General features: G+C 71.3%; 16 protein-coding genes and 1 tRNA gene. 12 read left to right on the forward strand and 5 right to left on the reverse strand.

The genetic code is table 11. The features are described 5' to 3' along the window. Positions 1-178 precede the first annotated feature (178 nt). Together E0F75_RS21740 and E0F75_RS21745 are read left to right on the forward strand one after the other, a co-directional pair. A complete protein-coding gene (locus tag E0F75_RS21740) occupies positions 179-1660 on the forward strand; it encodes a glutamate--cysteine ligase (RefSeq protein WP_187624219.1) in 1482 nt (493 codons plus the stop codon). 37 nt (positions 1661-1697) lie between these two features. Further along, complete coding sequence (locus E0F75_RS21745) at positions 1698-3047, forward strand: MFS transporter (protein ID WP_229312779.1); 1350 nt, start codon at positions 1698-1700, stop codon at positions 3045-3047. A gap of 79 nt (positions 3048-3126) precedes the next feature. Here E0F75_RS21745 and E0F75_RS21750 read toward each other — a convergent pair whose 3' ends face one another. Beyond that, complete coding sequence (locus E0F75_RS21750) at positions 3127-3579, reverse strand: Lrp/AsnC family transcriptional regulator (RefSeq protein ID WP_187624220.1); 453 nt, start codon at positions 3577-3579, stop codon at positions 3127-3129. Positions 3580-3691: 112 nt separating this feature from the next. Here E0F75_RS21750 and E0F75_RS21755 point away from each other — a divergent pair, with 112 nt between their 5' ends. Beyond that, positions 3692-4321: a LysE family translocator gene (locus E0F75_RS21755; RefSeq protein ID WP_187624221.1), complete on the forward strand. Its 630-nt coding sequence runs from the start codon at positions 3692-3694 to the stop codon at positions 4319-4321. Between the two features lie 153 nt (positions 4322-4474). Here E0F75_RS21755 and E0F75_RS21760 read toward each other — a convergent pair whose 3' ends face one another. Further along, positions 4475-5392, reverse strand: a complete 918-nt coding sequence (locus E0F75_RS21760; protein WP_187624222.1) for a S1 family peptidase — start codon at positions 5390-5392, stop codon at positions 4475-4477. A gap of 633 nt (positions 5393-6025) precedes the next feature. Next, positions 6026-7252 (reverse strand): serine hydrolase domain-containing protein, encoded by a 1227-nt coding sequence (locus E0F75_RS21765; protein ID WP_187624223.1) that lies wholly within the window; start codon positions 7250-7252, stop codon positions 6026-6028. 280 nt (positions 7253-7532) lie between these two features. Here E0F75_RS21765 and E0F75_RS21770 point away from each other — a divergent pair, with 280 nt between their 5' ends. From E0F75_RS21770 to E0F75_RS21780, 3 genes are all read left to right on the forward strand, one after another. Then, complete coding sequence (locus E0F75_RS21770; RefSeq protein WP_187624224.1) at positions 7533-9359, forward strand: glycoside hydrolase family 15 protein; 1827 nt, start codon at positions 7533-7535, stop codon at positions 9357-9359. 157 nt (positions 9360-9516) lie between these two features. After that, the gene (locus E0F75_RS21775) at positions 9517-10092 is read left to right on the forward strand and encodes a PadR family transcriptional regulator (protein ID WP_187624225.1); all 576 of its coding nucleotides are present in this window, start codon (positions 9517-9519) and stop codon (positions 10090-10092) included. 92 nt (positions 10093-10184) lie between these two features. Further along, on the forward strand, positions 10185-11921 hold the full coding sequence (locus tag E0F75_RS21780; protein WP_187624226.1) for an acyl-CoA dehydrogenase family protein: 1737 nt from the start codon (positions 10185-10187) through the stop codon (positions 11919-11921). Positions 11922-11985: 64 nt separating this feature from the next. On the opposite strand, the gene E0F75_RS21785 is transcribed toward E0F75_RS21780, so the two are convergent. Beyond that, a complete protein-coding gene (locus E0F75_RS21785) occupies positions 11986-12657 on the reverse strand; it encodes a DUF2278 family protein (protein ID WP_187624227.1) in 672 nt (223 codons plus the stop codon). Positions 12658-12812: 155 nt separating this feature from the next. On the opposite strand from E0F75_RS21785, the gene E0F75_RS21790 reads away from it, so the two are divergent. Beyond that, positions 12813-12897, forward strand: a tRNA-Leu gene (locus tag E0F75_RS21790). Positions 12898-12980: 83 nt separating this feature from the next. On the opposite strand, the gene E0F75_RS21795 is transcribed toward E0F75_RS21790, so the two are convergent. After that, a complete protein-coding gene (locus tag E0F75_RS21795; RefSeq protein WP_187624228.1) occupies positions 12981-13730 on the reverse strand; it encodes a GntR family transcriptional regulator in 750 nt (249 codons plus the stop codon). A gap of 306 nt (positions 13731-14036) precedes the next feature. On the opposite strand from E0F75_RS21795, the gene E0F75_RS21800 reads away from it, so the two are divergent. From E0F75_RS21800 to E0F75_RS21820, 5 genes are read left to right on the forward strand one after another with little or no spacing between them, the layout of a single operon-like run. After that, a complete protein-coding gene (locus tag E0F75_RS21800) occupies positions 14037-15155 on the forward strand; it encodes an ABC transporter substrate-binding protein (protein WP_187624378.1) in 1119 nt (372 codons plus the stop codon). Continuing rightward, complete coding sequence (locus E0F75_RS21805; RefSeq protein ID WP_187624229.1) at positions 15155-16054, forward strand: ABC transporter permease subunit; 900 nt, start codon at positions 15155-15157, stop codon at positions 16052-16054. The genes E0F75_RS21800 and E0F75_RS21805 overlap by 1 nt, the downstream gene beginning before the upstream one ends. Continuing rightward, positions 16042-17016, forward strand: a complete 975-nt coding sequence (locus E0F75_RS21810; protein WP_187624230.1) for an ABC transporter permease — start codon at positions 16042-16044, stop codon at positions 17014-17016. The genes E0F75_RS21805 and E0F75_RS21810 overlap by 13 nt, the downstream gene beginning before the upstream one ends. 3 nt (positions 17017-17019) lie before the next feature. Next, entirely contained in the window at positions 17020-18111 is a 1092-nt protein-coding gene (locus E0F75_RS21815; protein ID WP_187624231.1) for an ABC transporter ATP-binding protein, read from the forward strand. Further along, positions 18108-18818 carry an HAD family phosphatase gene (locus tag E0F75_RS21820; RefSeq protein WP_308189594.1) on the forward strand — a complete coding sequence of 237 codons (711 nt, stop codon included), beginning with the start codon at positions 18108-18110 and terminating at the stop codon, positions 18816-18818. Before E0F75_RS21815 ends, E0F75_RS21820 begins: the two co-directional genes overlap by 4 nt. The last annotated feature ends 21 nt before the right edge of the window (positions 18819-18839 follow it).

The raw sequence follows: 18839 nt of genomic DNA on the forward strand, positions 1-18839 counted from the left end.
CGGCGTGACGAAGCCTACGCCCGGGCACTGACACGCACCGAGGGCTTTCCGGAGTACCGCCGGTCGGGTGCGCGCGTGCGCCCGGGGAGGGCTTCCGATCCGCTTCGGTGGTTGGCCGGCCCCGGGAGTGGGACGCTGGAGGGTGGAGGTCCGTGCCGACGAGACTCGGGAGGGCCCGATGGGACGTGACGTTCCGGCGCTGGAGTTCACCCGTGAAGACCGTCGCCGGTTCCGGAACAAGGTGCACACGTGCCTCGACGTGTTCGCGCGGATGCTGCGCGAGTCGCGGTTCGACTTCGAACGGCCGCAGGTCGGTCTGGAGATCGAGCTGAACCTCGTGGACGCCACCGGCGAACCGGCCATGCGCAGCACCGACGTGCTGGAGGCGATCGCGGATCCCGCCTGGTCGACCGAGCTGGGCCGGTTCAACCTGGAGATCAACCTCGAACCGAGGCGGCTCAGCGCGGGCGGCGGTCCCGACTCCTGGGAGCAGGAGATCCGAGACGCGCTCAACCACGCCGAGCAGCAGGCGGCGGGGATCGGCGCGCATCTGGTCATGATCGGCATCCTGCCGACCCTCGAACTCAAGGACGCGGGCCCCGAGTCGCTCTCCGAGAACCCCCGCTACCACCTCCTGAACGAGCAGATCTTCGCCGCCCGCGGCGAGGACCTGCTGATCTCCGTGGACGGCGTGGAACGGCTGCGTACCCACGCGGAGACGATCACGCCGGAGGCGGCGTGCACCAGCACCCAGTTCCACCTCCAGGTGTCGCCGGACGAGTTCGCGGACTACTGGAACGCCGCGCAGGCCGTGGCGGGCGTGCAGGTGGCACTGGCGGCGAACTCGCCGTTCCTGTTCTCCAAGGAGCTGTGGCGCGAGACGCGCATCCCCCTCTTCGAGCAGGCCACCGACACCCGGCCCGACGAGCTGAAGGTGCAGGGCGTGCGGCCGCGGGTCTGGTTCGGCGAGCGGTGGATCACCTCCGTCTTCGACCTCTTCGAGGAGAACGCGCGCTACTTCCCGGCCCTGCTGCCCCTGTGCGACGACGAGGACCCGGAGGAGACGCTCGGCCGCGGCGCAACGCCGGGACTGTCCGAGCTCACCCTCCACAACGGCACCGTCTACCGCTGGAACCGCCCCGTCTACGACGTGGCCGACGGCGTCCCGCACCTCCGCGTGGAGAACAGGGTGCTCCCCGCGGGCCCCACCGTCGCCGACACGCTGGCGAACGGCGCGTTCTACTACGGGCTGATCCGGGCCCTGGTCGACGAGGACCGGCCCGTCTGGTCACGGATGTCCTTCGCGGCCGCCGAGGACAACCTGCACACCGCCGCCCGCCACGGCATCGACGCGCAGGTGTACTGGCCCGGGATGGGCGAGGTCCCGGTGACCGAACTGGTCCTGCGGCGGCTGCTGCCGCTCGCGGACCGAGGCCTCGAACGGATGGGCCTGGAGGCGTCCCGGCGGGAGCCGCTCCTCGGAGTCATCGAGCAGCGGTGCGTCAGCGGTCGCAACGGCGCGCAGTGGCAGTCCGAGATGTTCCATCACATCCATGACATCGACCACGCGGGCCGGCATCAGGCGCTGCGGCGGATGACACAGCAGTACATCGAGTACATGCATCTGAACGCGCCGGCCCACACCTGGCCGGTCGACTGAAGCGTATGGCGGGGTGAGTCGGGGCAGGGGCGTGATCATGACCGACACGCCGCCTCCCGGGCGCCACGACGCGACCTCCCGTGCCACCACGACAACCTCCTTCGATCCCGCGGCCCCGCCACAACCTCCCTCCTCCCGCCGTCCGTTACGTCAGCTCCTCGCGGCGTCCGTCGGCAACGCGGTGGAGTGGTACGACTGGTACGCGTACACCTTCCTGGCCGCCTACCTCGCGAACCAGGTCTTCCCCAAGAGCTCGGGGAACTCCCTCGTCCCCCTCCTGTCGACCTTCGCCGTCTTCGCCGTCGGCTTCTTCATGCGCCCCGTCGGCGGACTCCTCATGGGCGCACTGGCCGACCGGCGCGGACGGCGGACCGCCCTCACCGCGACGATCCTGCTCATGGGCGGCAGCAGCCTGCTGGTCGGACTCACCCCGACGTACGCCGCGGCCGGCGTCCTCGCCCCCGTCGTGCTCGTGATCGCCCGACTCCTTCAAGGGCTGTCCGTGGGAGGCGAGTTCGCGGCCTCGACGACCTTCCTCGTCGAGTCGGCGGGACCCGGCCGACGCGGTCTGTTCTCCTCCTTCCAGTACGTCTCCACCTCCGCCGGACAGCTCGCCGCCTCCGGCATCGCCGCCCTGCTGGTCAGCCTGCTCGGTGAGGACCGGATGAACGGCTGGGGCTGGCGGATCCCCTTCCTGCTCGGTGCGGTGTTCAGCCTCGCCGGCTTCTGGATCCGCCGGGGCGCCGAGGAGACCCGGAGCGTCGCCCAGCGCGAGGCTCCCCGCCCGGGGCTCTTCGAGGCCCTGCGCCACCACCCCCGCGCCTCGCTGCTGATCGGCGGCATCACGGCCGGCGGCACCCTCGCGTACTACACGTGGACCTCCTACCTCCCGACGTACGCGGAGCTCAACACCGGCATCGACAAGGCGGACGCGCTGCTGGCCGGAACCCTCTCCCTGGCGTTCTTCGCGCTGCTGCAACCGGTCGGCGGACTGCTCTCCGACCGCTTCGGCCGCAAGCCGTCCCTGCTGTTCTTCGGCATCGGTTTCGCGGTGCTCGCCGTGCCGCTGCTGCGCGCGCTCGACGGCTCGTTCCTCTCCCTCCTCCTGGTGCAGTGCGCGGGCATGGTGCTGCTGACCGGCTTCACCTCGATCTCCGCCGCGGTGAACGCGGAGATGTTCCCCGCGCGCGTGCGGGCGGCCGGGATCGGCTTCCCGTACTCGCTGACGGTGGCGCTCTTCGGCGGCACGGCACCGTATGTCGGAACGCTCCTGAAGGAGTGGGACGTGCCCGGTCTCTTCCCCTGGTACGTGGCCGCCCTGTGCGTCGTCTCCTCGGCGGTGTACCTCCGGCTTCCGGAGACCGCCCACAAGGAACTGGATCGCTGACTCGGCGGCCGGACGACGGCGGGACTCGACCACCGGGGGCGGGTCCGAGGGTGGTGGCGAGCGGTGCGGGGCCTACGGCCTACTCCGGCAGCGGACGGTCGTCGATGACGTTCTTCATGACGAGGGTCGACGTCAGCCGCTGGACCCCCGGCAGCTTGGCCAGCTTCTCGTCGTAGAGCTGCTGGTAGGCGACCAGGTCGGTGGTGGCGACGCGCAGGAGGTAGTCGGGCTCGCCGAAGAGGCGCTGGGCCTGGATGACGTGCGGGATGGCCGTCACGGCCTCTTCGAAGGCCGTGACGGTGTCGCGGTCCTCCCAGCGCAGGGTGGCGAAGACGAGCGCTTCGAAGTGCAGACCGACGGCCGCCGGGTCGACGACGGCGCGGTAGCCGCGGATGGCGCCCTCCCGTTCGAGGTCGCGCAGCCGCCGGTGGCAGGGCGAGACGCTCAGCTGTACGCGGGCGGCCAGCTCGGTCACGGTCAGACGACCGTCCATCTGCAGCTCGGTGAGAATCTTCCGGTCCAGGGCATCCATGGAGAATATTCTCCCCCTCCAGCGCCGATCATGGGGTAAGTGCGCAAACACTTTCGGGCATATCAGGCCTAATCTTCCCTCTCGAAGCACGAAGCGCGAGAGGGATCGATCGATGGACACGACGACGGTGGCGGCATTCCTGGCAGTGGATCTGCTGCTGGTGTTCACGCCGGGCGCGGACTGGGCCTACGCGATCTCGGCCGGGCTGCGGGACCGGTCGGTCGTTCCGGCGGTCGCCGGGCTGATAGCCGGATACGCCGGGTACACGCTGCTCGCCGTGGCCGGCCTGGTGGTGATCGTGGCGAGCTCGGCGACCGCCCTCACCGCGCTGACCGTCGCCGGGGCCGGCTACCTGATGTGGCTGGGCTGGGGCGTGCTGCGCCGGCCGGCCGTGCTCGCCGCGTCCACGCAGACCATGGCCTCCTCGCGGGGGCGGATCATGCTGAAGGGCGCGGGGATCAGTGGCCTGAATCCCAAGGCGTTGATCCTGTACTTCTCGTTGTTCCCGCAGTTCATCGACAGCGCGGGCGGCTGGCCGGTCGCCGCCCAGACGGGGCTGCTCGGCACGCTCCACATGACGGCCTGCGCAGTGGTCTACCTCGCCGTCGGGGTGCTCGCCCGCACGGTCCTGAGCACCAGGCCCTCCGCGGCCCGGGTCGTCACCCGGGTGTCCGGTGCCATGATGATCGCCATCGGCGGATTCCTGCTGGTGGAACGCCTGATGGATCGCCTGATCGCCTGATCGGCTGATCGGCTGAGGAGGACGGGCGGCGCGCGCGGGCGCCGTGAGCGCGGCGGGGCCGGCGGCCCCGAGGGGGCCGCCGGCCTGTGTGCGCGGGTGCGGACCGAGAGGTCAGAAGACTTTCACGCCTTGCCGGAAGCGCTCACGCCGTTGTCAGAAGACGCTGACGCCGTACGCGCTCAGCGCCTCCGTCACCGGCTGGAAGAACGTCGTGCCGCCGCTGGAGCAGTTGCCGCTGCCGCCGGAGGTGAGGCCGAGCGCCGTCGTGCCGGAGAAGAGCGCGCCGCCGCTGTCGCCGGGCTCGGCGCAGACGTTGGTCTGGATCAGGCCGTAGACGATGTCGCCGCCGCCGTAGTTGACGGTCGCGTTGAGGCCGGTGACCGTTCCGCCGTGCAGACCGGTGGTGCTGCCGCTGCGCTGCACGGACTGACCGACGGAGGCGTTGCCCGCGCCGGTGATGTCGCGGTAGGTGCCGTTGTAGAGGTAGACGCGGCCGTCCGCCGCCGAGGCGTTGGAGTGCCGGATGATGCCGTAGTCGTTGGTCGGGAAGCTGGTGCCGGCCCGGGTGCCGAGCACCGTGGTGCTGGACGAGTTGGTGTACCAGGTGCTGCCGATGTTGGTGCAGTGACCGGCGGTCAGGGCGTAGTAGGTGGAGCCGCTGCGGACGTTGAAGCCGAGCGAGCAGCGCCCGCCGCCCGCGTAGATGGCCTGGCCGCCCGCGATGAGCTTGTTGAACGTGCCGGGCGTCCGCTTGATCTCCAGGCTGGCGGCGCGGTCGCCCGCCGCCTTCTTGATCTCGGCGATCTCGGCGGCGGAGACCGTGGAGTCGGCGGTGAGGACGATCTTCCCGGTCGCCTGGTCGGTGTACCACGCGGTGCCGGGAACGTCGGCTCCGCGTACCGCCTGGTCGGCGACGGCGAGCTGGGCGGCGGTGGCCCGGCCTTCCCCGGTCGTGGCGGCGGACGAGGCGGGGACGGCAAGCGCTGAGGCGGCGAGCAGGGCGGAGGTCACGGCGATCAGCCGTGCGCCCTTGGCCGCGCCGCCGAGGGGGGACAGACGCTTGAGGTTCACTGGATCCTCCGGTGGGGGAGTGGGGGGAACCGCTGGGTGGGCGATCCCTTCGGCGCCGAGCGGGCGGGTCCCCGGCGAGGGAGTTCGACTCGCCATGAACCTGTCAATCTCGACAAGGGAATCCTCGAATCCGGGCGGCCCGGCGGCAAGAACGCCTTTCGGCCCATCTACGCGCGTCCATGTGGTTCAAGCGACGAGGGGTGTCCCTCGGGTCGGGACGGGCGCGGCGGCGGGAGCGGCGAGTGAGGGTGTGCAAGTGCTTACGGAAATTTACTGATGTTCTTTTAGGGGCCCTTGTTCAAGAGGGGAGTCGAGCCTGATCGGATCGGCATGGGAAGCGGAAGGGGCGGTACCGATTCCCCAGTTCAGCCCCTTCGGAGCCTCTCGATCCGGCGCCTCCCGCTACGCCGCCATCGTGGCCCGGTGGTCGGAGCGCCGGACGCTCGCCCGGGGAGTAGCACCCGCACAGATCCGGCCGCGCTCTCGGCCGGGCGGCAGGGTGCCGGCGGGCTCTGTGGTGGCGGCGAGACGGGCGTCCACGGGTGAGTGGTCCAGCCGTGGACGCCCCTCAATGCCGGAATCATGCCCTCCGTCCCAGCCGGCCGAATGGCCGGTTCCCGTCGTAGCCGGGTGTCAGAGTGCCGTGTACAGCGCCTCGACCAGGGCCATCTTCCGGGGGTCGTCGGCGATGTGCGGACCCATGCGGTTCATCACGTAACCCAGTGAGACTCCCGACTCGGGGTCCGCCAGGCCGCAGGACCCGCCGAAGCCGTCGTGGCCGAAGGCGCGTGGATTCGGGCCGTACGAGGCGTTGGGGCCGCTCAGCCACAGGCCGAGGGCGCACTCCGTGTCGTGGGCGAAGCCCGCGCCAAGGACCAGGTCCCGGCAGGCCCCCTGGCCTTCGCGGGCCCTCTCGACGGCCGCCGCGGAGAGGATCCTGCGCTCGCCGACCCCGCCGACCCCGCCGACCCCGCCGACCCCGCCGACCCCGCCGACCCCGCCGTGCCCGCCGACCCCGCCGTGCCCGGCGAGGAAGCCGTATAGCCGGGCGACCGCGCGCGCCGTCCCGTGGCCGTTGGCCGCGGGCAGCTCGGCGGCGCGCCACTCGGGGCTGTTGGCCTCGGTGACGCCGACGAGCGGGTTGGCCAGGGCGGCCTGCGCCGCGGGCTCCAACTGGGCGAAGATCGCGGCCTGTGCGCTCGCGGACGAGGTGCGGGGGTGGACGAGCTCGGCGGCCCGGCCCGCCTCCTTCTCCGGCAGCCCGATCGTGAAGTCGATGCCGAGGGGGCCCGTGATCTCGTCGTGGAGGAAGGCTCCCGGCAGCCGTCCCGTGATGCGCCGGATCACCTCGCCGACCAGGAAGCCGTACGTCATCGCGTGGTAGCCGGACCGGGTGCCGGGCTCCCACCAGGGCTCCGTCGCCGCGAGCCGGGCCGTCGTCACCTCCCAGTCGTAGAACTCGGCGAGCGTGAGCGGCTCGCGCAGGCCGGACAGCCCTGCGCGGTGCGAGAGGAGATGGCGTACGGGAAGCCCCTCCTTGCCGGCGGCGGCGAACTCCGGCCAGTAGGTGGCGACAGGCGCGTCCAGGTCGAGCAGTCCCCGGTCCGCGAGCAGATGGGCGCAGAGCGCGGTCACGCCCTTGGTCGTGGACCAGACGTTCACCACGGTGTCGCGTTCCCACGGGCGCGTGCGGGCCGCGTCCGCCCAGCCGGCCCACAGGTCGACCACGGTCTCGCCGTGGACCTGGACCGTCACGGCGGCCCCGAGCTCGTCCCTCGTACGGAAGTTGTCCTCGAAGGCCTCTCGTACGGCGGCGAAGCGGGGGTCGCAGTGCCCCTCGGTCGACGGGGTCTCTTGCATGGCGTCCTCCACGAGAACTCGGCAGTCGCGAGCAGCGACACCGGCAACATACCGACCGGTCGGACAGCAGGGAAGGGAGTGCGCACGGAGGCGTCCGGAGACACGGCGGGGTTCGCCCGGTCGGTCCCTCCGCGTTGCCGGGACGCCCGGCTACCGGTTGCGTGGACCCGAGGAGTGGCACCGAGCAGCGGCGCCGAGGTGTCGCCGAGGTGTCGCCGAGGAGTGGCGCCGAGGTGGCACCGAAGGCTGCCCGGAGCCGCGGGAGAAATCGAGGTCGCTCGTGCCCGAGTACCCCCCGATCGCCAACCACGGTCTGATCGGCGACCTGCAGAGCGCCGCCCTGATCTCCGCCGACGGCGCCGTCGACTGGTTCTGTGCGCCCCGATTCGACTCGCCGAGCATCTTCGCCTCACTGCTCGACCAGGAGCGCGGCGGCCACTTCACCATCGCCCCCGCGCACGACGAGGTCACCGTCCGCCAGCTCTACCTGCCCGACACGGCCGTCCTGATCACCCGGTTCCTCACCCCGGAGGGGGTGGGCGAGGTCGTCGACTTCATGCCGGTGAGCGACCGGCCGGACGTACCCACCGACCGGCACCGCCTCGTGCGGGCCCTGCGCGTCGTGCGCGGCACCCTCACCTTCGACGTCGCGTGCCGGCCGCGCTTCGACTACGGGCGCGCGCCGCACACCCTCATGCTCGACGGCGCCGCCGCCACCTTCCACGGCCCCGACCTCGACGTCCACCTGCGGAGCAGCGTCCCCCTGGAAGCGGACGGGCAGGACGTGCGCGCCACCGTCACCCTCCGGCACGGCCAGACCGCCGGAATCGTCCTGGAGACCTCCGCCCCGGGAGCCGTCGCCCCCGAGCCGATCACCGAGGAGGCCGTCCAGGCGGCGCTGGAGGAGACCCGCGTCTTCTGGCACGGATGGATGCGCCGGTGCCGCTATCGCGGCCGCTGGCAGAGCATGGTCAACCGCTCGGCCATCACGCTCAAGCTGCTCATCTACGCTCCCTCCGGCGCCCCGATCGCCGCCCCCACCATGGGGCTCCCCGAGCAGATCGGCGGGGAGCGGAACTGGGACTACCGCTACACCTGGATCCGTGACGCGTCGTTCTCGGTGCGGGTCCTGCTCGACCTCGGATACATCGAGGAGGCCGACGCCTTCCGTCGCTGGCTCGGCGGCCGCGGCCGCGCCGCCCGCCCGCCGGGCGCCGAGCCGATGCAGATCATGTACCGGGTCGACGGCGACCCCCGGCTGTCCGAGGAGGTCCTGCCGCACCTGTCCGGCTACCGCGACTCCTACCCCGTACGGGCCGGGAACGGCGCCGCCGACCAGCTCCAGCTCGACATCTACGGCGAGTTCGCCTACGCGATGACCCACTCGCCGGATCTGGCCGAACTCGCAGGCTACGAGGGGTGGAAGGGGTTCGCCGCGCTCCTCGACTGGCTCTGCGACAACTGGGACCGACCCGACGAGGGCATCTGGGAGACGCGCGGCGGACGCAAGGACTTCACGTACAGCCGGATGATGTGCTGGGTGGCCCTGGACCGCGGCATCCGTCTCGCCCACGAGTACGCCCGTCCCGCCGACCTTTCGCGCTGGACCGCGCAGCGCGACGCGATCCTGGTCCAGGTCATGGAACGCGGCTGGAATCCGGAGCGCAAGGCCTTCGTCCAGCACTACGACAGCGAGGTGCTCGACGCGTCCCTGCTGCTCATGCCGCTCGTCGGCTTCATCTCGCCGAAGGCGCCCTCGTGGCTCTCCACGCTCGACGCCATGGACCGCGAACTCGTCACCGACAGCCTCGTCTACCGCTACAACCCCGAGGCGTCCCCCGACGGACTGCGCGGCTCCGAGGGCACCTTCTCGCTCTGCAGCTTCCTCTACGTGGAGGCCCTCGCCCGGGCCGGCCGCCTCGACCAGGCCCGCTACGCGATGGACAAGATGCTCACATACGCCAACCACGTCGGCCTCTTCGCGGAGGAGATCGGCCGCACCGGTGAGCAACTCGGTAACTTCCCCCAGGCGTTCACCCACCTCGCCCTCATCACCGCCGCGATGGCCCTCGACGAGGAACTCGACAAGGCCGCCGACCTGAGGTGAGCCCGACGGCCGTGCTCGCCGAGCGTTTCGGCACACCCTGGATCTTGAGGGCGTACCCCCGTCGGCCCCGGGTGTCTCCGCGCCGCGCGGGTGAGCCGCGTCTCACCCGGGCGGTCGCGCTTGCCTATGCAACGAGTTGCATAGAAGGATTCCGGGTGTGGCGATCGAACACGCGATTCTCGTGTCCCTCCTTGAGAAGCCCGGATCCGGCTACGAGCTGGCCCGGCGCTTCGAGCGGTCCATCGGGTACTTCTGGACCGCCAGCCATCAGCAGATCTACCGCGTGCTCAAGCGGATGCAGAGCGACGGCTGGGTCGACGTCCGGGACGTGCCGCAGCAGGGCCGTCCGGACAAGAAGGAGTACACCGTCGCGGACCTCGGTCAGGCCGTGCTGTCCAGCTGGATCCACGAACCCATCGAGCCCGAGAGCATCCGGCACGACCTCGCCGTGAAGATCCGGGGCGCGGCCTTCGACGACCCGGCCGCGCTGATCCACGAGGTCGAGCGGCACCGGAGCGCGCACACCGAGCGCCTCGCCCACTACCTCGCGGGCGAGGAACGCGATTTCCCGGGGCCGGAAGCCGACGAGGACTCGCCCGCCGCCGGCCCGCTCGACGCCGGCCGGGAGCTCCAGCACGTCGTACTGCGCGGGGGCATCGCGTACGAACGGATGACGCTGGCCTGGCTCGACGACGTCCTCGCCACCCTCCACCGGCTCGCCGCGGCGCGCTGAGACGCGCCCCGAACCGCCACGACCACCGCGTCCACCGCACTCCACCACTCCACCCCACTTCACCGCACCCCACCGGACCGAAAGACGGAGCCATGGCCGACTCGCTGCTGTTCAACCCGCACACCTACGACCCGGCGCACTTCGACCCCGAGACCCGGCGGCTGCTCCGCGCCACCGTCGACTGGTTCGAGGCGCGCGGCAAGCGCCGGATCATCGAGGACTACCGCACCCGGGCCTGGCTGGGCGACTTCCTCGCCTTCTCCGCCAAGGAGGGCCTGTTCGAGACCTTCCTGACGCCGTCCGCCGAGGCGGGGGGCGACGCCTCCGAGGGCGGGCAGGACAAGCGCTGGGACACCGCCCGTATCGCCGCCCTCAACGAGATCCTCGGCTTCTACGGACTCGACTACTGGTACGCCTGGCAGGTCACCATCCTCGGCCTCGGCCCGGTCTGGCAGAGCGACAACGCCGCCGCCCGCGCCCGCGCCGCCGAACTCCTCGCCCAGGGCGAGGTGTTCGCCTTCGGTCTCTCCGAGAAGACCCACGGCGCCGACATCTACTCCACCGACATGCTTCTGGAGCCTGAGGCCGACGGCGGCTTCCGCGCCACCGGTTCCAAGTACTACATCGGCAACGGCAACGCCGCCGGACTCGTCTCCGTCTTCGGCCGCCGTACCGACGTCGAGGGCCCCGACGGCTACGTGTTCTTCGCCGCCGACAGCCGCCACCCGGCGTACCACCTCGTCAAGAACGTCGTCGACTCCTCGAAGTTCGTCAGCGAGTTCCGTCTGGAGGACTACCCGGTCGCCGCCGAGGACGTCCTGCACACCGGCCGCGCCGCCTTCGACGCCGCCCTCAACACCGTCAACGTCGGCAAGTTCAACCTGTGCACCGCCTCGATCGGCATCTGCGAGCACGCGATGTACGAGGCCGTCACCCACGCCCAGAACCGCATCCTCTACGGCCGCCCCGTCACCGCCTTCCCGCACGTGCGGCGCGAGCTCGCCGACGCGTACGTCCGTCTCGTCGGCATGAAGATGTTCAGCGACCGCGCCGTCGACTACTTCCGCTCCGCCGGTCCCGACGACCGCCGCTACCTCCTCTTCAACCCGATGACGAAGATGAAGGTGACCACGGAGGGCGAGAAGGTCATCGACCTGATGTGGGACGTCATCGCCGCCAAGGGCTTCGAGAAGGACAACTACTTCGCCCAGGCGGCCGTCGAGATCCGCGGCCTGCCGAAGCTGGAGGGCACGGTCCACGTCAACCTGGCGCTGATCCTGAAGTTCATGCGCAACCACCTCCTCGCGCCGGCCGACTACGAGCCCGTACCCACCCGGCTGGACGCGGCCGACGACACCTTCCTCTTCCGTCAGGGACCGGCCCGCGGTCTGGGCTCCGTCCGCTTCCACGACTGGCGCCCGGCGTACGACACGTACGCCGGAGTGCCGAACGTCGCCCGCTTCCGCGAACAGGCCGACGCACTCTGCGAGTTCGTCCGCACCGCCGCGCCCGACGAGGAGCAGAGCCGCGACCTCGACCTCCTCCTCGCCGTCGGCCAGCTCTTCGCGCTCGTCGTGCACGGCCAGCTGGTCCTGGAGCAGGCCCGCCTGACGGAACTCGACGAGGACGTCCTCGACGAGCTGTTCGCCGTGCTCGTACGGGACTTCTCCGCCCATGCGGTCGAGCTGCACGGCAAGGACTCCGCCAGCGAGCAGCAGCAGGCGTGGGCCCTGGGAGCCGTCCGGCGCCCGGTCGTCGACGAGGCCCGCTCGGGCCGGGTCTGGCAGCGCGTCGAGGCGCTGTCCGGCACGTACGAGATGGCACCGTAGGGTCCCGTCGAACGGGGCCGGGGCATGCTCGCCCCGGCCCCGTTCGGTGCGCGACCGGCCCTGGTCAGGCGACCGGGTGCCCCGCGCTGTCCGTCCGCGCCGCCTGGCTGGAGAACTTGTTCAGGAAGACGTCGTACCGGCCGTCCGGGCGCCGGGTGAGCGTCGCGCCGTCCTGCCAGATGCCGTTCTCCGGCCACCACTGGGAGCCGATCGGGTCTCCCTGGTTCTGGTGGATGTTGTGCATGCCGAGGCGTCCCTCGGCGTCGTCGACGAACGGTTCGCCGAAGACGAGCGTGTGCCGCCCCCGCACGAGCATCGGCTCCAGCGCGTCTGCGGCGTCCTCGTTGGAGCCCGCCTGCCACGGTCGCGAGCCCAGCAGGTCCAGGAGTTCCTGGAGCCAGGACGGGGGACGGCGTTCGAAGAGGACCCCGGTGTGGTCCACCAGTTCCGGGTGGCGCAGGTAGTCCATGGCGCCGGAGTCGGGGGTGGGCGCGAGGTCGAGGTAGCCGGGGGAGAGGGCGGCGGCGGGCCCGACGAGGGAGGCCTTCAGGGTGAAGGTCTTCCACTGCACCCCCACGTTGGACTTGTGACTGTCGACGTCGATGGCGCAGTGGTACTGCCCGGCGGGCGCGTCCACCTTCAGATTGACGTGGAACCAGCGCCCCTGGTCGTCCTCGTCGTCCCGGAAGTGGTCGTCGAGGGTCCCCACGAGCACGCCGTAGTTCTGGAATGGCATGCCGCCAGTGAATCACCGGTGATCACGCTGCGTACAGCACCCATTGCGGTACGTGTGGCGGGATTCCGGGGAAACGGAGGTGAAGTGCAGGTCAGAGCCCTGATATATTCATCTTGTCGCTGCGGGTGATCATCACTCACCGCGACGCACACCTTGTCCGGGTGGCGGAATGGCAGACGCGCTAGCTTGAGGTGCTAGTGCCCTTTATCGGGCGTGGGGGTTCAAGTCCCCCCTCGGACACGACGACTCGTCGTACGAAGTGGTGGTCGAGAGCGATCTCGGCCACCACTTCGTCGTTTCCGGGTGCGGAGCCCGCACCCGGATCACATCAGCAGCGAGCCCGGATCCCTCACCAGTGGCGCCGTCCCCACCGAGTTGCTCACGTTGAAGGTCACGCTGCCCGCGCGGTAGCGGTCCTCGGTCCATTCGATCGGGCGGCCGTCCGGATTGCTGGTCAGGTGCCGCTGGCGCAGTAGCGGGCTTCCCCGGCGGACCCGGAGCAGCCGGGCGTCGTCGCTGCCGGCCGGGACGGCGTCGATGAGGTGCTCGCCGTAGTGCGCGATGATCCCGGCCTCCTCCGCCATGCTGTCCATGATCGAGGCACAGTCGACGGGCAGCGCCTCGACCGTCGGGGCGACCCAGCCCGCGTACGCCGTACGTTCCACCATGACGGGTTCGCCGTCCAGGAGCCGCAGGCGCAGGACGTCCAGGACCCCCGCCCCCTCCGGCAGGACGAGCCGGCGTGCCTCCTCGGGGGTGGCCGTACGGCGTTCCCGGTGGAGGAAGTGGCTGGTCGCCTGGTAGCCCATGGCCCGCGCCCACTGGGCGAAGCTGTGGAGCTCGGCGAAGCTGTGCCGGCGCTCCCTGCGGAGGACGATGCGGCGGGCGCCCTGGCGTGAGCCGATGAGCCCTTCGGAGGTGAGCAGGGCGACGGCCTGGCGTACCGTGCCGCGCGACGCCGCCCAGCGGGTGGCGAGGTCGCTCTCGGAGGGCAGGCGGGCACCGACGGCGTACTCGCCGCTGAGGATCGAGCGGCGGAGTCCCTCCGCGATCTCCACGTAGAGCGCCGTCACGGCATCCCCCTTCTTGCGTGTGGTTGCGTATCGCTGTGCACAGCTGGTCACAGCGTGTGTTGTGCAGGGGGCAGCCTAACCCGACCGGACGGCCCCGCGGTGAGTTCCCCGATAGGTCCAAGTTCACTGCATTCACCTGGTGTTCACCGCACCCGGCTCTTCCGGGAGGCGCCCGGAGCCGGTCATGTTCCGTTCATTTTGCGGACAGGATGTAAGGGCGAACTAAGGGCGGCTTGTTCAGACAAGTTCCTTCACTCGCTTCTGGGAGAACCCGTGCGCAGAACCCCCCTCCGCGGTGCCGCCGTGCTGCTCGGCGCCGCCGTCCTGACCACCGTCACCGCCTGTGGCGCCGCACCCGAGGGTGAGGCCGGAGCCAACGGCGACGGTGCCAAGGCGGCCACCGCGGCGTCGGCCAAGGACTTCGGCGGCATGGACGCCCTCGTCAAGGCGGCCAAGCAGGAAGGCGCCCTCCACGTCATCGCGCTCCCGCCGGACTGGGCCAACTACGGCGAACTGATCAAGACCTTCGAGACCAGGTACGGCATCAAGATCGAGAGCGAGAACCCGGACGCCGCGAGCGCCGACGAGATCGCCGCCGTCAAGTCCCGCAAGGGCCAGAAGCGCGCCCCCGACGTCCTCGACCTCGGCATCGCCTTCGCCCGCAGCGGCGCCGAGGAGGGCCTGTTCGCCCCGTACAAGGTCGAGGCCTGGGACAAGATCCCCGCCGCCCAGAAGGACGAGGCCGGCCGCTGGTACAACGACTACGGCGGCTACGTCTCCATCGGCTGCGACGCCAAGCGCATCCCCAACTGCCCGAAGACCTTCGCCGACCTGCTCAAGCCGGAGTACAAGGGCAAGGTCGCCCTCAACGGCAACCCGACCAAGTCCGGCTCCGCCTTCGGCGGTGTGTACGCGGCGGCCCTCGCCGACAAGGGCTCCTTCGCCGACATCCAGCCCGGCATCGACTTCTTCGGCAAGCTGAAGAAGAGCGGCAACTTCATCCCCGTCGAGTCCACCCCGGCCACGGTCGAGAAGGGCGAGACGCCCATCAGCATCGACTGGGACTACCTGAACGCCGGCTACGCCGACCAGTTCAAGGACAAGGGCGTCGACTGGCAGGTCGCCGTGCCCACCGACGGCGTCTACGCCCAGTTCTACTCGCAGGCCGTCAACAAGGACGCCCCGCACCCCGCGGCCGCCCGCCTGTGGATGGAGTACCTCTACAGCGCCGAGGGCCAGAACCTCTGGCTCAAGGGCTACGCCCGCCCGGTGCTCCTCCCGGCCATGACCGCCGACGGCACCGCCGACAAGACCTTCGTCGCCAAGCTGCCCGCCGTCACCGGCACCCCCGCCTTCCCGGCCTCCGCCGAGCTCGACAAGGCCAAGGCCACCCTCGCCGAGAAGTGGGACAAGGCCGTCTCCTGATGTCCTCCGCCTCCTCCACCCCCACCGGGGGAACCGCCGGCGGCACCCGCCGCCGGCGGCGCGGCCCGCGCACGTGGCTCGCCGCCCTCCCCCTCATCGCCTTCACCGGGCTGTGCTTCGGCCTGCCGCTCGGCGCCCTCCTGTACGGCGCCGTGACCCGCACCGACCCCGGCACCGGCGCCACCGCCCTGACCGGCGAGCACCTGAGCCGCTCCCTCCAGGGGCCCTACCTGGGCTCCCTCGTCGGCAGCGTCCAGCTCTCCGCCCTCACCGCGCTCATCGCCTCGGTCCTCGGTGTCCTCATCGCCCAGGCCGTCGTCACCTCCCGCTCCCAGGCGCTGCGCAACGCCGTACTCACCGCCTCCGGAGTCCTCGCCAACTTCGGCGGCGTCCCCCTCGCGTTCGCGTTCATCGCGACCGTCGGCATCTCCGGCGTCGTCACCCAGCTCGCCGACCTGAGCAGCCTCGGCTGGAACCTGTACTCGTTCACCGGCCTCGCCGTGGTCTACCTGTACTTCCTCATCCCGCTCATGGTCCTGGTGATCCTCCCCGCGCTCGACGGGCTGCGCCCCCAGTGGCGCGAGGCCGCGCAGAACGCGGGCGCCGGCGGGTGGCAGTACTGGCGCCACGTCGGCATCCCCGTCCTCGCGCCGTCCCTGCTCGGCGGGTTCGTGCTGCTCTTCGGCAGCGCCTTCGCCGCGCACGCCACCGCGGCGGCGCTCGTCGGCGGATCCGTCCCCCTGGTCACCCTCAAGATCGCGGACGCCCTCTCCGGGAACGTCCTCGTCGGCCAGGAGAACGTCGCCCTCGCCCTCGGCCTCGACATGATCCTCATCGCCGGACTCGTCATGGCCGTCTACCTCCCCCTCCAGCGCAGGAGCGCCCGATGGCTGCGATGACCCCCACCGCCCGGGAGGCCGCACCGAGGCCCGGCACGGACGACGCGGACACGGTCCCACCCGCCGCACCCACGCGGACCCGGACCCGGCGTCGGCCCCGCGTCTGGCGCGGAGTCGTCCTCGGCCTCGGCGGCGCCTACTTCCTCGTCCCGCTGATCGCCTCGTTCGTCTTCACCGTGCACACGCCCGGCCAGGGCGTCTCCTTCGAGGCGTACACCGCGCTGCTCGCCGCCGACGGCTTCACCGAGAGCCTGCTGCTCTCCCTGGGCCTGGCGGCCGCGACGATCGTCCTCGCGCTGCTGCTCGCCGTACCCGCCCTGGTGGCCGTACGGATCGGGGCGCCCCGGCTGCGGCCGGTCGTCGAGGTGATGTGCATGCTGCCGCTGGTGGTGCCGCCCATCGCGCTCGTCACCGGCATCAGCACCGTCCTGCGCTGGGGCCCCGACCACCTCTCGCGGACCCCGCTCTACCAGACCTTCCTCGCGGTGCAGAACGAGAGCTTCCCGTTCGTCCTGGTCCTCGCGTACACGGTGATGGCCCTGCCGTTCGTGTACCGGTCCCTCGACGCCGGACTGCGCGCCGTCGACGTCCCCACGCTCGTCGAGGCCGCGCGCAGCTGCGGGGCGAGCTGGCCGTACGTGATGTTCCGCGTCATCCTGCCCAACCTGCGCTCCTCGCTCGCGGGCGCCGCGTTCCTCACCCTGGCCCTGGTCCTCGGCGAGTTCACCATCGCCTCGCTGCTCGGCTTCCGGCCCTTCGCGGTGTGGATCGTGTCCATCTCCGGAGCCCACGCCCGGATGTCGGTGGCCGTGTCCCTGCTCAGCCTCGTCATCACCTGGGTCCTGCTGCTCGCCCTCTCCAGGGCGGGAACGGCGCCGACCAGCACACCCGGCGCTCCGAGCTCCGCCCGCAAGGCCCGCAGTTCCCGTACGCCGTCCCGCACTTCGCCCAAGGAGTCCTGACCCATGTCCTCGTCCACAGCAACAGCGGAGCGGACCGAGCCGGTCGCGGTCGGCGGGGCGCGCGTCGAATTCCGGGGCCTGCGCCGCACGTTCGGCACCACCATCGCACTCGACGGACTCGACCTGACCGTCGAGCCCGGCAAACTCCTCGCCCTGCTCGGCCCGTCGGGCTGCGGCAAGACCACCGCGCTCCGCGTCCTCGCCGGCTTCGAGCGACCCGACGCGGGCGAAGTCCTCGTCGACGGCGCCGACATCACCCAGGTCCCGGCCAACCGCCGCGACGCGGGCATGGTGTTCCAGTCGTACAGCCTCTTCCCCAACCTCACGGCCGCCGACAACGTCGCCTTCGGCCTGCGCGTACGGAAGGTGAAGGCGGCCGAACGGCGCGCCCGGGCCGCCGAACTCCTCGACCTCGTCGGCCTGCCCCAGCACGGGGACCGCTACCCGCACCAGATGTCGGGCGGCCAGCAGCAGCGCGTGGCACTCGCCCGGGCACTCGCCCTGCGGCCCCGCGTCCTGCTCCTCGACGAGCCGCTGTCCGCGCTCGACGCCAAGGTCCGGCTCAGCCTGCGGGAGGAGATCCGCCGCCTCCAGCTCTCCCTCGGCATCACCACGGTCTTCGTCACCCACGACCAGGAGGAGGCGCTGTCCATGGCGGACCGCGTCGCCGTCCTCAACGCCGGAAAGCTGGAGCAGTGCGCCGCCCCGGCCGAGCTCTACCGCCGCCCGGCGACCCCCTTCGTCGCCGAGTTCGTCGGCACCATGAACCGGCTCCCGGGCGTCCTGACGGACTCCGGCGAGGTCGAGGTGGCGGGCATCCGCCTGCCCGTCGACGGCGAGGCCCCGAAGCTCCGCGAGGTCGACGTCCTGGTCCGCCCCGAGAACGTCACCGTGACCGAGGCCGCCGACGGCGACGCCACCGTCGTCTCCACCTCCTTCCTCGGCTCCGTCACCCGCGTCCACCTCGACCACGCCGGTACGCGCGTCAAGGCGGACCTCTCCTCCCGGGAGGCGACCGGGCTCACCCCCGGCGCGCGCGTCACCCTCGGCCTCGCCCCGCACCCCGCGCTCGTCGCGCCGAGGGCGGAGCGGTGACCGAACTCGCCGCCGTCCTCTTCGACATGGACGGCACCCTGGTCGACACCGAGGTCCTCTGGTGGGAGGCCACGGTGGAGATCGCCGCACGGATCGGCCACCGGCTGACGGACGCGGACGCCCCCGAGGTCGTCGGACGCGCCGTCGAGGACACCGCCGCCCACCTCGTACGCGTGACGGGAAACCCGGACGCCGACGGCGTGGCGACGGCACTCACCGCCGCCTTCCAGGAGCGGGTCGACCGGGGTGCGCCGCTGCGTCCAGGCGCGGGCCGGCTCCTGGCCGAACTCGTCGCGGAGGGCGTGCCGTTCGCCCTGGTGAGTGCGTCGCCGCGGTCGGTGGTGGACTCGGTCATCGGGGGCGCGCTCGCGCACGTCCCCTTCGCGTTCACCCTCTCGGCCGACGACACCGTACGGACGAAGCCGCATCCCGACCCGTACCGCGCGGCCGCCCGCCGGTTCGGCGTACCGGACGCGGCGTGCGTCGCCGTCGAGGACTCCCCGGACGGGGCGGCCTCGGCCGACGCGGCGGGCTGCACGGTCCTCGTCGTCCCGTCCATGCTGCCCGTGCCGGCACGACCGGGGCGGATCTTCGCGGAGAGCCTGGAGGAGGTGTCGGTCGCGGGGCTGCGCCGTTACGTGGCGGGCGGCGGCGAGGGCGGCGACGGCCCCGCCACGGGGGACGAGGTGACGGCGACCGGCGCGTGAGTGGGCCCGTGGCCCGTGGTC

The organism is Streptomyces sp. CB02980, assembly GCF_014451325.2.
In the GTDB taxonomy this organism is placed as follows: domain Bacteria; phylum Actinomycetota; class Actinomycetes; order Streptomycetales; family Streptomycetaceae; genus Streptomyces.